A 14,149-nucleotide genomic window follows, 5' to 3' on the forward strand; every position below is an offset into this window, starting at 1 on the left:
GCCGTTGTGCCCGCCGGGGGACCGCACTAGGTTCGGGCCCGTGACCTGCCTGGTGGCGCGCATCCACGTCGACTGCATGCGGATCACGAGCGCGGCCTGTCGCCCCTGCCGCTGACCCGCGCTCGTCCGAGGGCCCACGTACGCGTCCGCCCCGCCACAGCCCTGAAGCCGCCGCGATCGACCGACCCGGGCCCGGCCCGCCTCGGCACGCTCACACCGGCGGTCGACCCGAAGAGGAGTTCCACCGTGACCGACCCCGACACCACCGCCAACTGGTCGTTCGAGACCAAGCAGGTGCACGCCGGCGCCGCGCCCGACCCGACCACGAACGCCCGGGCGACGCCGATCTACCAGACGACGTCCTACGTCTTCCGCGACACCGACCACGCCGCGAACCTGTTCGGGCTCGCCGAGTTCGGCAACATCTACACGCGGATCATGAACCCCACCCAGGACGTGCTGGAGCAGCGCGTCGCCGCGCTGGAGGGCGGGGCCGCGGCCCTGGCCGTCGCGTCCGGGCAGGCCGCGCAGGCGCTCGCGGTCCAGAACATCGCCGAGGCCGGGGACCACATCGTCTCCAGCGCCTCGCTCTACGGCGGCACCTACAACCAGTTCCACTACACCTTCCCGAAGATGGGCATCGAGGTCACCTTCGTGGAGGACCCCGACGACCTGGAGGAGTGGAAGGCCGCGATCCGGCCGAACACCAAGGCCCTCTACGGCGAGACGCTGGGCAACCCGCGCGGCAACATCCTCGACATCGCCGCCGTCGCCGGTGTCGCGCACGACGCCGGGGTCCCGCTGATCGTCGACAACACCGTCCCGACCCCGTACCTGGTGCGGCCGATCGAGCACGGCGCCGACATCGTCGTCGAGTCCCTGACCAAGTTCCTCGGCGGCCACGGCACCTCGGTCGGCGGCATCATCGTCGACTCCGGGAAGTTCGACTGGGTCGCCAACAAGGACAGGTTCCCCGGCCTGACCAGCCCGGACCCGAGCTACCACGGCGCGGTGTTCACCGACGCCGTCGGCCCGATCGCCTACATCATCAAGGCCCGCGTGCAGCTGCTGCGCGACCTCGGCCCGGCGATCTCCCCGCAGAACGCGTTCCTGATCATCCAGGGCATCGAGACGCTGTCGCTGCGGATGGACCGGCACAACCAGAACGCCCAGGCGCTGGCCGAGTGGCTCGAGGCCCGCGACGAGGTGGAGAAGGTCCACTACGCCGGTCTCCCGTCCAGCCCGTGGCACGCCCTCCAGCAGAAGTACCTGCCCAAGGGCGGTGGCGCGATCGTGGCGTTCGAGCTGCAGGGCGGCATCGAGGCGGGCAAGAAGTTCGTCAACGCCCTCGAGCTGCACAGCCACCTCGCCAACATCGGCGACGTCCGCAGCCTGGTCATCCACCCGGCGTCGACCACGCACAGCCAGCTCTCCGCGGAGGAGCAGCTCGCCTCCGGCGTGACCCCGGGCCTGGTCCGGCTGTCGGTGGGCCTCGAGGGAATCGAGGACCTCAAGGCCGACCTGGACGCCGGGTTCCGCGCCGCGAAGGGCGCCTGAGAGCGGATCTGATTACCTGGTGTCCGTGAACGACATCGAGCTCCCTCCCGCCAGCGGCGCCTGGCGGGAGGGGGACGACCCCGGCCGCCGCCACTTCCTCGACCTGCCCGCGCCGCTGAAGCTGGCGGCCGGCGGGGAGCTGCCGGGCGTGCGCCTGGCCTACGAGACCTGGGGCGAGCTCGCACCGGACGGCTCCAACGCCGTCCTCGTCCTGCACGCCCTCACCGGCGACGCGCACCTGGAGGGCCCGGCCGGCCCCGGTCACCCGACGTCCGGCTGGTGGCCCGGGCTGATCGAGCCGGGTGGCCCGCTGGACCCGGCCCGCTGGTTCGTCGTCGCGCCGAACGCGGTCGGCGGCTGCCAGGGCAGCACCGGTCCGGCGTCCCGCGCGCCGGACGGGCGGACCTGGGGCAGCCGGTTCCCGACGGTCACCGTGCGGGACACGGTCGTCGCCGAGCAGTACCTGGCCGACGCGCTCGGCATCGACGCGTTCGCCTGCGTGATCGGCGGCTCCATGGGGTCCATGCGGTCCCTGGAGTGGGCGGCCACCGAGCCCGACCGGGTACGGCGGCTGTTCCTGCTCGCCGGGCCCGCGGCGTCGTCGGCGGACCAGATCGGCTGGGCGAGCCCGCAGATCCAGGCCATCACCTCCGACCCGCACTGGCACGGCGGCGACTACCACGACACGCCCGAGGGGCCCTGGCGTGGGCTGGGCGTCGCGCGGCGGATCGCGCACCTGTCGTACCGGTCGGGCTTCGAGCTGGCGACCCGGTTCGGCCGTGACCCGCAGTCCGGTGAGGACCCCCTCGACGGCGGCCGCTACGCCGTGGAGTCCTACCTGGACCACCACGCGCACAAGCTGGTGCACCGCTTCGACGCCGCGTCCTACGTGCGGCTGACCCAGGCGATGAACCACCACGACGTGGGCCGTGACCGGGGCGGGGTGGCGTCGGCGCTGTCGCGGGTCCGGGCCAGGACCTACGTCGCCGGGGTCACCTCCGACCGGCTCTACCCGCTCGCCGAGCAGCAGGAGCTGGCCGACGGCATCCCCGGCGCCGACCCGCTCAAGGTGATCGACTCGCCGTACGGGCACGACGGGTTCCTGGTGGAGACGCCGACGGTGGCCCGGCTGCTGGCCGAGCTGCTGGACGAGGCGGTCTGAGCCGCCGGGACCGCGCCCACCGGGCGCGGCCACCGGCCGGAACGCCGTCAGCCCAGGTTCTCCCCGTAGACGCGCTGCACCCGCATCGTCATCAGCACCCGCCGGTCCCGGACCATGACCTCGCGGTACTCGTCCCAGTCCGGGTGCTCCCCGGCGGCGGCGCGGTACCAGTCGACCAGCGCCTGCACGGCCGGTCCGTCGGGCGAGTCGTCGGGCCCGACGAGCTCGACCGGGCCCTCGGCCGTCGCCCAGGAGCGGCCGTCGGTGCTCTCCACCGACAGCGCCGCCCGCGGGTCCCGCCGCAGGTTCGCGGTCTTCGCCCGCCCCTCGGTCATCGACACCTGCACCGTCCCGGCCGCCCGGTCGTAGTACGGCGTCACCGGCGACAGCTGGGGCATGCCACTGCGCTTGATCGTCGCGAGGACGCCCTGGCGTGCCCCCGCGAGCAGCTCGTGCTGTTCGTCTCCCATGCCCCGAGTCTGCCCGCTCCGGAACCGGGATGAGCGGCGCCGGGGTCCCTCGCTACCCTTCTGCAGGTGTTGACCCGGATGTCGTCGCTGTTCCTGCGCACCCTGCGTGAGGACCCGGCCGACGCGGAGGTACCCAGCCACAAGCTGCTGGTCCGCGCCGGTTACGTCCGTCGCGTGGCCCCGGGCGTGTACTCCTGGCTCCCGCTCGGTCTCACGGTGCTCCGCCGCATCGAGAACGTGGTGCGCGAGGAGATGGACGCCATGGGCGGCCAGGAGATCCAGTTCCCGGCCCTGCTGCCGCGCGAGCCCTACGAGACGACGAACCGGTGGACCGAGTACGGCCCGAACCTGTTCCGCCTCAAGGACCGCAAGGGCGGCGACTACCTGCTCGGCCCGACCCACGAGGAACTGTTCACCCTCGCGGTCAAGGGCGAGTACTCGTCCTACAAGGACTACCCGGTCATCCTCTACCAGATCCAGAACAAGTACCGCGACGAGGAGCGCCCCCGCGCGGGCATCCTGCGCGGCCGCGAGTTCCTCATGAAGGACTCCTACTCCTTCGACCTCACCGACGAGGGACTGTCGGAGTCCTACCGCAAGCACCGCGACGCCTACGTGAAGATCTTCGACCGGCTCGGGCTGCGCTACGTGATCGTGTCCGCGACCTCGGGTGCGATGGGCGGCTCGGCGTCGGAGGAGTTCCTCGCCGAGTCCGAGACCGGCGAGGACACCTTCGTCCGCGGTCCCGGCGGCTACGCGGCCAACGTCGAGGCCGTCACGACGCCCGCGCCCCCGGCGATCCCGCTCGACGGGCTGCCCGCGGCGCAGGTGCACCACACCCCGGACACCCCGACCATCGAGTCGCTGGTCGACTTCCTCAACGCGCACCGCGAGAGCAGCGTCAGCGGAACGAGCCTCGGCGCCGAGCGGACCTTCACCGCGGCCGACACGCTGAAGAACGTGCTGGTCAAGACGCGGCAGCCGGGCGCGGCCGAGTGGGAGCTGCTGGGGATCGGCGTCCCCGGCGACCGCGAGGTCGACATGAAGCGCCTGGAGGCGTCGCTGGAGCCCGCCGAGGTGGCGCTGCTCGACGAGGCCGACTTCGCCCGCAACGGGTTCCTGGTCAAGGGCTACATCGGGCCGGGCGCGCTCGCCGCGAACGGCGTCCGCTACCTCGTGGACCCGCGGATCGTCACCGGCACCGCCTGGGTCACCGGCGCGGACAAGGCCGACCACCACGTCGTCGACCTCGTCGCGGGCCGCGACTTCACCCCGGACGGCACGATCGAGGCCGCCGAGGTCCGCGCCGGGGACCCGTCCCCGGACGGCACCGGCGTGCTGGAGGCCGCCCGCGGCATCGAGATCGGGCACATCTTCCAGCTCGGCCGCAAGTACGCCGACGCCTTCTCCCTCGACGCGCTCGGCCCGGACTCCAAGCCGGTCCGGATCACGATGGGCTCCTACGGCATCGGTGTCTCCCGGCTGGTCGCCGCGATCGCCGAGCAGTCCCACGACGGCTCCGGCCTGGTGTGGCCGCGGTCGGTGGCGCCGTTCGACGTGCACGTCGTCGTCGCGGGCAAGTCCGCGGAGCTGCTGGCGGGCGGCGAGGCCGTCGCCGCCGAGCTGGAGGCCCAGGGCCTGTCGGTCGTGCTCGACGACCGCAAGGCGAGCCCCGGCGTGAAGTTCGCCGACGCCGAGCTGATCGGCGTGCCGACGATCGTCGTCGTCGGGCGGGGGCTCGCCGACGGGAAGCTGGAGCTCAAGGACCGCGCCACCGGCGAGCGGAGCGAGATCGACCGCGCCGGTGCCGCCGAGCTGGTCGCGGGGATCGTCCGCGGGGCCTGAGCGGCACCGCCACCCCGCGCCGCCGCCACCCCGCGTCCGCACGAACGGGCCCTTCGTGCGAACCTTTCGTACGAAGGGCCCGTTCGTGCGAGCCAGGCGGGGGTCAGCCGGGGCGGACCGCCGAGGCGGCGAGGTCGGTGAGGGCCGAGCGGGGGACCGCGTCGCCCGGGCCGCCGCCCGCGTCCGCGGCGACGACCAGCATCGCGACGCCGACCGACCCGTCCCGGGCCTGGGTGCGGGGGACCGCCAGCACCCCGACCGCGCCGTCGGTGGCGCGGCACCCGCCGGCCCCCGACGCGGTGCCGTCGGTGCGGACCGTGGCCTCGACCCACGTCCCCGGCTCACCGCTGCCCGGGCGCGGTCCGGGCGGCCCGACCGCCACCTGCGGTGCGGAGCCGGCGTAGGCCGACTCCCCGGCGCCGCGGGCGAACGCCTGCGCGGCCTGCTCGACCGTCGTCCCGGCCGGGACGGCGACGAGTGCGGCCGCGGCGACCCCGCGCGGCGCGGCGCCGACGGGGCAGTCGCCCGCGGCGAACGGCGGCGCCTCGGCGAGCCGGGCGAACGGCACCCCGAACACGTCCAGGGCCGGCGCCCCGGCGGTCGGGGCCGTCCAACCGGGCGGGGGCGTGACGGCGAACGCGGCGGGCTCCGCGGCCGGGGCGGGTGCGGGGGCGGCCGGTCCGGCCGATCCGGCCGGGGTGGCGGTGGTGGAGTCCGGGCGGATGCCGCCGAGCCCGGCCACCGCGCCGGCCACGACCAGCACGGCGACGGCGGCGGCCAGCGCGGGACGCAGCCGTCGCCCGGAACCGGGGGAGGGGGCGCCCGGGCGCGACGGTGTCGCGGGAGCCGGGCGGTCGGTCGTCGTCGTCCGGCCGGAGGTCACCGGCGCAGCGTACGGCGGTGTCGCGCGACCCCGACGCGGTGTTCCGGCGGGCGGCCGACCGCGGTCGCCCGGCGGTCCGGGGCGTGCGGCGGGGCTCAGCCCGGCAGCAGCGTCAGCCGCACCGAACGCGTCGGGTTGTCGATGTTGGTGTCGACCAGGCAGATCGACTGCCAGGTCCCCAGCGCGGGGCGGCCGTCGATCACCGGCACCGTCGTCGACGGCGGCACGAACGCGGGCAGTACGTGGTCGCGCCCGTGCCCGGAGCTGCCGTGCCGGTGCCGCCACCGGTCGTCGGCGGGGAGCAGCTCGCGCAGCTGCTCGAGCAGGTCGGAGTCGCTGCCCGCGCCGGTCTCGATGACGGCGATGCCTGCCGTCGCGTGCGGCACGAAGACGTTGAGCAGGCCGTCACCGGCACCGCAGTCGGACAGGAAGCGTTCGATCCGATGCGTCAGGTCCACGACGGTCTCCTCGGAACCGGTCCGGATCTCGATCAGCTCGCTGTGCACACCGGAGACACTAGGACGCTCACTACGCTCGGGCAGCGTGGACGACACCGTCACCGTCGCCGGGTGGGAACTGCCACACCGGCCCGGCTACCTGAACACCGCGAGCATCGGCATCCCGCCGCTGCGGGCGTCGGCGGTGGTCGCCGACGTCGTGGCGCGCTGGGCGGTCGGCGCGGCCTCGCCGAAGGACTTCGACGACGACGTCGAGGCGGCCCGCGCGGGGTTCGCCGCGATCACCGGGGTGCCGGTCGCCGACGTCGCGCAGGGCGCCACGACCTCCGGCCTGATCGGTCCGCTCGCCGCGTCGGTGCCCGACGGCACCCGCGTGCTCGTCGCCCGCGGCGAGTTCTCCTCGGTGACCCGGCCGTTCGCGGTGCAGGCCCACCGCGGGGTCCGGGTGACCGAGGTGCCGCTCCCGGAGCTGGCGGCCCACGCCGCCGACCACGACCTCGTCGCGGTGTCGGTGGTGCAGTCCGCCGACGGCGCGATCACCGACGTCGACGCGCTGCTCGCCGCCCGCGCCCGCAGCGGCGTGCGGCTGCTGTTCGACGTCACCCAGGCCGCCGGGTGGCTCCCGCTGCGTCTGCACGACGCCGACGCCGTCGTCGGTGCCGGGTACAAGTGGCTGCTCGCGCCGCGCGGCACCGCCTGGCTGGCCCGGCGTCCGTCGTGGGTGGACGGGCCCGCCCGCCGGGGCGTGCTGGCCGGAGCCCGTCCCGCACTCCGCGGGCTGGTACGGCACCCGGGACCGCTGGGGCGGCGGGCTCTACACCCCGGACCCGCCCGCGCGGCCCGGGCCGGCCGGCGGCGAGGAGGCCCCCGTCTGGTTCGCCCACGCCGGCGCCGCGGTGACGCTGCCCTGGCTGGCCTCGCTCGACGCCGACGGCCTGCGCGCGCACTGCGTCGGTCTCGCGGACACCCTGCGCGAGCGGCTCGGGATGCCGCCCGCCGGGTCGGCCATCGTGTCGGTGCGCGCCGAGGGGGCGGCCGACCGGCTGGCCGCGGCCGGGATCACCGCCGCCGTGCGTGACGGGGCCGCCCGGCTGGCGTTCCACCTGTCGACCACCCCTGACGACGTCGAGGCGGCCGCCGCGGCGCTCCGCTGAGCGCCGCGACCCCTCAGCTGCGGCCGGGGAACACCGGTACGACGGGGGACCGCTCGGTGACCCCGCGCCAGTACGCGAGCCGGCCGGTGCACTCGACCATCGCCTTGAGCCCGGCCTCGCGCAGCGGGACCGACGACGACCGCTCGGTCACCGACCGCCAGGCGGCGATCGCGTCGGTCTCGGCCGACACCAGCAGCGCCCCGGCCGACACCCCGTCGACGACGGGCTGCGGGGCGGCGTACGCCGGCTGCGCCGAGACCGGCCGCTGCCCGATGTCGGACAGGGTCTGGGTGATCTGACCGCGCAGGGTGGTGTGGGCCTCGATGTCGCCGCGGGCCCGGGTCGCCCACTCCGGCGGGATGAACGCGAGCGCCATCTTGTACGCCCACAGCGCCGCGTGCTCGCAGGCGAGTGCCCGCTGCAGCGCCTCGACGGTGACCTGGGGGACCTGCGGCTCGTCGTCGGAGGACTGCCGCGGCCGAGGACCCGCGCTCACGCCGGCGCCCCGGTCAGGACCGCCGCGTAGGTGGCGCAGCAGGCGGCGACCTCGGCGACCAGACCCACCTGCAGCGCCGAGGCTCGGGGGACGACCTCGCCCGCGCTGCGGGCCGACCCGGCGACCGCGTCGCGCACCGCGGCGAGGTCCCCCGACGGCGGTGTCGCGGGGGCGGCGATCTGGCCGGGAGTGCGCCCGCCCGCCTGGTCCAGCGCGGCGGCGTGCTCCATCCGGGCCGCGCGCAGCGGCTCCAGCCGGCCCGCGAGCGACGGGTCGCCGGTCACCGCGGCGACGACCAGCGCGGCGTCGGACCGGGCTGCGTCGGCGAGCGCGAGCAGGGCGTCGGAGGCGTCCTCGGTGCGCGTCGTCGCGCTCGAGCAGCCCGCCAGCGGCACCGTCGCGGCCACCGCGGCCGCGGTGGCCAGCACCTGACGCCGCGTCGGGCGGACACCGCCGCGGCGGGTCACCGGCGACGGGGCCACCGACGGCGGCGGCCCGGCCGGGGACACCCGGGGCGACACGGATGGCTCGCGGTCGTTCACGTCGGGTCATGCTGCCAGCACGTGCCGGGCCGCCCGGCACCGACCGTGCCCGCCCGGGCCGCGGACGACCGCCCACCGACGGGCCACCGACCGGCGGCCCGCCGGGCCGACGCGCTAGGCTCGTCGGCCGTCCCCACCGTCACCGGCACCGTCCGGTCCCGGCCGGACGCGTCGCGGTGTGCGGCGCCGACGTCGCATGCCGTCCGCACGCGTCCGACGTGCCCGCCCACCGGCGGTCACGGCACCACGATCGACGCCCACCCGAAGCCCCGCCGACCGGTCGCCACCGCGGCGGGCACCCTGACACGAGGAGAGTCACCCGATGCGCAGTCCGGACCCCGCACAGCTGGCAGACCAGCTGCGCGGCGTGCTCGAGCCGGTGGTCCACGGGGCCGGGCTGGAGATCGACGCCGTGGAGGTCCGCACCGCCGGGCGACGGCACTCGGTCAAGCTCGTCGTCGACCTGCCCGAGTCCTCGCCCGCGACCGGCATCGACCTCGACGTCATCGCCCGGCTCAGCCGCTCCGCGGCCGCCGAGCTGGACCCGCACGAGCACCTCATCGAGGGCTCGTACACGCTCGAGGTGACCTCGCCCGGGATCGACCGGCCGCTCACCGAGCCCCGGCACTGGCGGCGGGCCTACCTGCGCCTGGCGCGGATCACCCTGACCGACGGCACCGTCGTCGAGGCCCGGGTCGGCCGGCTCGACGGCGACACGGTCGCCGTCGCGGTCCCCGGCCGGAAGGCGCCGGAACGGCGGGAGATCCCGCTCGCCGGGATCCGGCACGCCCAGGTGCAGGTCGAGTTCAAGCCCGCACCGCCCGCCGAGACCGCACTGCTCGACCCGGACGCGCTGTCCGGCAGCACCGACGGGGCCGACGGGGCCCCCACGAACCACGACGGCGGCGCCGCCGAGACCGTCCGCGACGAGGAGAACCGGTGAACGTCGACATCCCCGCGCTGCGCGCGATCGAGCGGGACAAGGAGATCCCGTTCGAGACGGTCCTCTCGGCCATCGAGACGGCGCTGCTCACCGCCTACCGGCACACCGACGGCCACCACGCGGACGCCCGCGTCGACATCGACCGCAAGACCGGTGTGGTGCGGGTCATGGTCCGCGACGCGGCCGACGCCTCCGAGGACGGCACCCCCGGCCCGGAGTTCGACGACACCCCGGAGGGCTTCGGCCGGATCGCGGCGACCACCGCCCGCCAGGTCATCCTGCAGCGGCTGCGCGACGCCGAGCACGAACGCACCTACGGCGAGTTCTCCACCAAGGAGGGCGAGGTCGTCGCGGGCATCGTGCAGCGCGACGCGCGCGCCAACGCCCGCGGCGTCGTCGTGGTCGAGCTCTCCGGCGGCACCGAGGCCGTGCTGCCCGCCGCCGAGCAGGTGCCGGGTGAGGTCTACCGGCACGGCGACCGGATCCGCTGCTTCGTCATCGGCGTGAACCGCGGCCCGCGGGGCACCTCGATCACACTCTCGCGGACCCACCCGAACCTGGTGCGGAAGCTGTTCGCCCTCGAGGTGCCCGAGCTCGTCGACGGCTCCGTCGAGATCGTCTCGGTGGCCCGTGAGGCCGGGTTCCGTTCCAAGATCGCGGTGCGCTCGACCCGCTCCGGGCTCAACGCCAAGGGCGCCTGCATCGGCCCGATGGGTGCCCGGGTGCGCGGTGTGATGGGCGAGCTGGCCGGCGAGAAGATCGACATCATCGACTGGTCCGAGGACCCGGCCGAGTTCGTCGGCAACGCGCTCTCGCCGTCGAAGGTGGTCTCGGTGACCGTGCTCGACGAGCGCGCCCGGATCGCCCGCGTCGTCGTGCCGGACTTCCAGCTGTCGCTGGCGATCGGCAAGGAGGGGCAGAACGCCCGGCTCGCCGCCCGTCTCACCGGCTGGAAGATCGACATCCGCAGCGACGCCGACCCGCGCGACCCGGTCACCCCCGACGGTGGGCCGGCCGACCCCGCCGGGGAGCCGTCCTGACCGACGGAGATCAACAGCAGGGGTCGGGCGAGGGAATGCCCGACGATCGCCCTGCGCTACACTCGTCATCGGCCCGCGGTCGCGGACCGTCGCCCACGCACACCCGGTCGGTTCCGATCCGGACCTGTGTGGGGTGCCGGACCCGGGAACGGGCCGACGTACTGTTGCGGGTGGTCGTGGAGAACGGACGTTGCATTCCGGATCCGCGCCGCCGTCTCCCCGGACGGGGTGCCTGGTTGCACCTCTCGACGGGGTGCCTGGACAGGGCCGAGCGACGCTCGGCGTTCGCCCGGGCGTTACGCGTCCGCTCGGCACCGGACGTCACCGCCGTCAGGCGGTGGCTGCAGGAGCCGCGCGACCCGCTGGGGCCCGGGAACCTCTCGGACCCGTCATCGGAAGAAAGCAAGGTCGACCCGTCATGAGCCAGCAGTGAAGATCGCACCATGAACGTGCTTCGACACTAGGTTCGAGGTCGAGCGGGATGCTGCCGCCCGGCCTCCGGTCAGGATGAGGAGAGCAGTGGCAGGCAAGGCCCGCGTGCACGAGCTCGCGAAAGAGCTCGGAATCAGCAGTAAGCAGGTCCTCAGCAAGCTGCAGGACCTGGGGGAGTACGTGAAGTCCCCCTCCTCCACCGTGGAGGCCCCGGTCGCGCGCAAGCTGCGCGACGCGATGGCCTCCGGTGGGGGCGCCGCCGGCGGTCAGCGCCGCGGTTCCGGCGCGCCCGGTGGCGGTCGTCCGCGCGCCGGTGGCTCCGGCGCCCCGTCGCCGTCGCGCCCGACCCCGGGTCCGGCCCCCAAGCCCGGCCCGCGTCCGGGTCCGCCGGCCCCCGCGGCACCCACCCCGGGTGCCCCGTCGCCGGCGCAGCCGGCGGCGCGCACCGACGTCCCGAAGCCGGGACCGGCCGCGCCCAAGCCCGGCCCGCAGGCCCCGGCGGCCCCGGCCGTCGAGACCCCCGCCGCGGCCGCCGAGGCCCCGGCCGCGCCGCGGCCCGGTTCCGCCGCGCCGAAGCCCGGTCCGGCGGCCCCGAAGCCGGGTCCGGCCGCGCCGAAGCCCGCCCCCGCCCCCGCCCCCGCGCCCCGTCCGGGCCAGGGACAGGGACAGGGACAGGGTGGCCAGGGCGGCGGCGCCCCGCGTCCCGCCGGCCAGCCCGGCGAGCGTGGCGCCCGTCCGGGCCCGCGCCAGCCGCGCGTCGGCAACAACCCGTTCGGCGTCGGCCAGGGTTCGCCCAAGCCGGGCCCGCGTCCCGGCCCGCCGCAGCCCCAGCAGGGCGGTGGCGGCCAGCAGGGCGGCGGCCGTCCCGAGGCTCCGGCCGCGCGTTCCGGTGAGGCTCCGCCGCGTCCGCCCCGTCCGGGCGGCGCTCCGGGTTCGGGCGGTCCCCGTCCGAACCCGGGCAACATGCCTCCGCGGCCGAACCCGGGCATGATGCCCGCGCGTCCGGCTGCCGGGCGTCCCGGCGCCGGTGCCGGTGGCCGTGGTGGCCCCGGCGGCGGTCGTGGTGGCCCCGGCGGTGGCCGTGGTGGCCCCGGTGGCGGTCGTCCCGGTGGCGGTGGCGGCGGTTTCCGTCCCGGTGGCGGCGGTCCCGGTGGTCCGCCCCCGGCCGGTGGATTCCGTGGTCGTCCCGGTGGCGGCGGTCGTCCCGGTGGCCGCGGCGGTGCCGCGGGTGCCTTCGGCCGTCCCGGCGGACCGGCCCGCAGGGGTCGCAAGTCGAAGCGGCAGAAGCGCCAGGAGTACGACGCCATGGCTGCTCCCTCGGTGGGCGGCGTCCGCCTGCCGAAGGGCAACGGCGAGACCGTCCGGCTGCCGCGTGGCGCGTCGCTGACCGACTTCGCCGAGAAGATCAACGCCAACCCGGCCTCGCTGGTGCAGGTGTTGTTCCACCTCGGTGAGATGGTCACGGCCACCGCGTCGGTCTCGGACGAGATCCTGGAGCTGCTCGGCCAGGAGATGAACTACCGCGTGCAGGTCGTCTCCCCCGAGGAGGAGGACCGTGCGCTGCTGGAGTCGTTCGACATCGAGTTCGGTGACCCGGGCGACGAGGACGCGCTCGAGGCGCGTCCGCCGGTCGTGACCGTCATGGGTCACGTCGACCACGGTAAGACGCGGCTGCTGGACACGGTCCGCAAGGCGAACGTCCGCGAGGGCGAGGCCGGCGGCATCACCCAGCACATCGGCGCCTACCAGGTCGCGGCCGAGCTCGAGGGCGAGGAGCGGCTCATCACGTTCATCGACACCCCGGGTCACGAGGCGTTCACCGCCATGCGTGCCCGTGGTGCGAAGTCCACCGACATCGCGGTCATCGTGGTGGCGGCGGACGACGGCGTGATGCCGCAGACCGTCGAGTCGATCAACCACGCGCAGGCGGCCGGTCTGCCGATCGTCGTCGCGGTCAACAAGATCGACGTCGAGGGTGCGAACCCGCAGAAGATCCGCCAGCAGCTCACCGAGTACAACCTGGTGGCCGAGGAGTACGGCGGCGACACCATGTTCGTCGACATCTCCGCGAAGCAGGGCACCAACATCGAGGCCCTGCTCGAGGCGATCCTGCTGACCGCCGACGCGGCGCTCGACCTGCGGGCCAACCCCGAGATGGAGGCGCAGGGCGTCACCATCGAGGGTCACCTGGACCGCGGCCGCGGCCCGGTGGCCACGGTGCTGGTCCAGCGCGGAACGCTCCGGGTCGGCGACTCGGTCGTGGCCGGCGACGCCTCCGGGCGCGTCCGGCGCATGGTCGACGAGCACGGCCAGGACGTCACCGAGGCGCTCCCGTCGCGTCCGGTGCAGGTCATCGGTCTGACGTCGGTGCCGGGTGCGGGCGACACGTTCCTCGTCGTGGACGAGGACCGGGTCGCGCGCCAGATCGCCGACCGGCGGCGTGCCCGCGAGCGGAACGCCGAGCTGGCGAGCCGTCGCAAGCGCGTCAGCCTGGAGGACCTGGACGCCGCGCTGAAGGAGACCAACACCCTCAACCTGATCATCAAGGGTGACAACTCGGGCACCGTCGAGGCGCTCGAGGAAGCCCTGATGAAGCTGGACGTGGGTGAGGAGGTCGAGCTGCGGGTCATCCACCGCGGCGTCGGCGGAATCACCGAGGGCGACATCAACCTCGCCATCGCGGACAACGTCATCGTCATGGGCTTCAACGTCCGTGCCGAGGGCAAGGCCACCGAGCTGGCCAACCGCGAGGGCGTCGAGATCCGCTACTACTCGGTGATCTACCAGGCGATCGACGAGATCGAGGCGGCCCTCAAGGGCATGCTCAAGCCGGAGTACGAGGAGGTCGAGCTGGGCCGCGCGGAGGTCCGCGAGGTCTTCAAGTCCTCGAAGTTCGGCACGATCGCCGGTTGCCTGGTGATGAGCGGGGAGATCCGCCGGAACGCCCGGGCGCGCCTGCTGCGCGACTCGAAGGTGATCCACGAGAACCTCCCGATCTCGTCGCTGCGCCGGTTCAAGGACGACGTGGTCGAGGTCCGCGAGGGCTTCGAGTGCGGTCTGACGCTCGGTACCTACGGCGACATCAAGGTCGACGACGTCATCGAGACGTTCGAGATGCGGGAGAAGCCGCGCGACTAGCGGCTGACGAACGCGCTCCGACGGGGCGG

General features: G+C 74.8%; 13 protein-coding genes and 1 pseudogene. 9 read left to right on the top strand and 5 right to left on the bottom strand.

Features of this window, described 5'->3' with window-relative positions; translation table 11 throughout:
* Positions 1–246 precede the first annotated feature (246 nt).
* Both MTO91_RS07850 and metX read left to right on the top strand, forming a co-directional pair.
* Complete coding sequence (locus tag MTO91_RS07850; protein WP_226355794.1) at positions 247–1,557, top strand: bifunctional o-acetylhomoserine/o-acetylserine sulfhydrylase; 1,311 nt, start codon at positions 247–249, stop codon at positions 1,555–1,557.
* Between the two features lie 25 nt (positions 1,558–1,582).
* Positions 1,583–2,719, top strand: a complete 1,137-nt coding sequence (metX, locus tag MTO91_RS07855; RefSeq protein ID WP_226356682.1) for a homoserine O-acetyltransferase MetX — start codon at positions 1,583–1,585, stop codon at positions 2,717–2,719.
* Positions 2,720–2,766: 47 nt separating this feature from the next.
* On the opposite strand, the gene MTO91_RS07860 is transcribed toward metX, so the two are convergent.
* Complete coding sequence (locus tag MTO91_RS07860) at positions 2,767–3,189, bottom strand: PPOX class F420-dependent oxidoreductase (protein ID WP_073578140.1); 423 nt, start codon at positions 3,187–3,189, stop codon at positions 2,767–2,769.
* A gap of 66 nt (positions 3,190–3,255) precedes the next feature.
* Here MTO91_RS07860 and MTO91_RS07865 point away from each other — a divergent pair, with 66 nt between their 5' ends.
* Positions 3,256–5,034: a proline--tRNA ligase gene (locus tag MTO91_RS07865; protein WP_476654160.1), complete on the top strand. Its 1,779-nt coding sequence runs from the start codon at positions 3,256–3,258 to the stop codon at positions 5,032–5,034.
* 103 nt (positions 5,035–5,137) lie between these two features.
* Here the strand turns inward: MTO91_RS07865 and MTO91_RS07870 are convergent, their stop codons facing one another.
* A complete protein-coding gene (locus MTO91_RS07870; protein ID WP_251784801.1) occupies positions 5,138–5,917 on the bottom strand; it encodes a hypothetical protein in 780 nt (259 codons plus the stop codon).
* 95 nt (positions 5,918–6,012) lie between these two features.
* Positions 6,013–6,423, bottom strand: coding sequence for a secondary thiamine-phosphate synthase enzyme YjbQ (locus MTO91_RS07875; RefSeq protein ID WP_178376808.1), 411 nt, complete (start codon positions 6,421–6,423; stop codon positions 6,013–6,015).
* A gap of 241 nt (positions 6,424–6,664) precedes the next feature.
* Between MTO91_RS07875 and MTO91_RS07880 the strand changes: the two are divergent.
* A pseudogene (locus tag MTO91_RS07880) lies at positions 6,665–7,024 on the top strand (aminotransferase class V-fold PLP-dependent enzyme); the annotation flags it as partial.
* Positions 7,025–7,031: 7 nt separating this feature from the next.
* Complete coding sequence (locus MTO91_RS07885) at positions 7,032–7,529, top strand: aminotransferase class V-fold PLP-dependent enzyme (protein WP_405421910.1); 498 nt, start codon at positions 7,032–7,034, stop codon at positions 7,527–7,529.
* 13 nt (positions 7,530–7,542) lie between these two features.
* Here the strand turns inward: MTO91_RS07885 and MTO91_RS07890 are convergent, their stop codons facing one another.
* Entirely contained in the window at positions 7,543–8,025 is a 483-nt protein-coding gene (locus tag MTO91_RS07890; protein WP_062401114.1) for a ferritin-like domain-containing protein, read from the bottom strand.
* Positions 8,022–8,567 carry a hypothetical protein gene (locus tag MTO91_RS07895; protein ID WP_405418570.1) on the bottom strand — a complete coding sequence of 182 codons (546 nt, stop codon included), beginning with the start codon at positions 8,565–8,567 and terminating at the stop codon, positions 8,022–8,024. Before MTO91_RS07895 ends, MTO91_RS07890 begins: the two co-directional genes overlap by 4 nt.
* A gap of 322 nt (positions 8,568–8,889) precedes the next feature.
* Between MTO91_RS07895 and rimP the strand changes: the two genes are divergently transcribed.
* The 4 genes from rimP to infB all read left to right on the top strand — a co-directional run bounded on the left by rimP (position 8,890) and on the right by infB (position 14,120).
* The gene (rimP, locus tag MTO91_RS07900) at positions 8,890–9,510 is read left to right on the top strand and encodes a ribosome maturation factor RimP (RefSeq protein ID WP_405418569.1); all 621 of its coding nucleotides are present in this window, start codon (positions 8,890–8,892) and stop codon (positions 9,508–9,510) included.
* The gene (nusA, locus tag MTO91_RS07905) at positions 9,507–10,550 is read left to right on the top strand and encodes a transcription termination factor NusA (RefSeq protein ID WP_208826701.1); all 1,044 of its coding nucleotides are present in this window, start codon (positions 9,507–9,509) and stop codon (positions 10,548–10,550) included. The genes rimP and nusA overlap by 4 nt, the downstream gene beginning before the upstream one ends.
* 35 nt (positions 10,551–10,585) lie before the next feature.
* Entirely contained in the window at positions 10,586–10,972 is a 387-nt protein-coding gene (locus tag MTO91_RS07910) for a YlxR family protein (RefSeq protein ID WP_405418568.1), read from the top strand.
* A 97-nt stretch (positions 10,973–11,069) separates the two neighbouring features.
* Positions 11,070–14,120 (top strand): translation initiation factor IF-2, encoded by a 3,051-nt coding sequence (infB, locus tag MTO91_RS07915; RefSeq protein WP_476654161.1) that lies wholly within the window; start codon positions 11,070–11,072, stop codon positions 14,118–14,120.
* Positions 14,121–14,149: the final 29 nt, after the last annotated feature.

It is taken from the genome of Pseudonocardia sp. 2-7 (genome assembly GCF_056341085.1).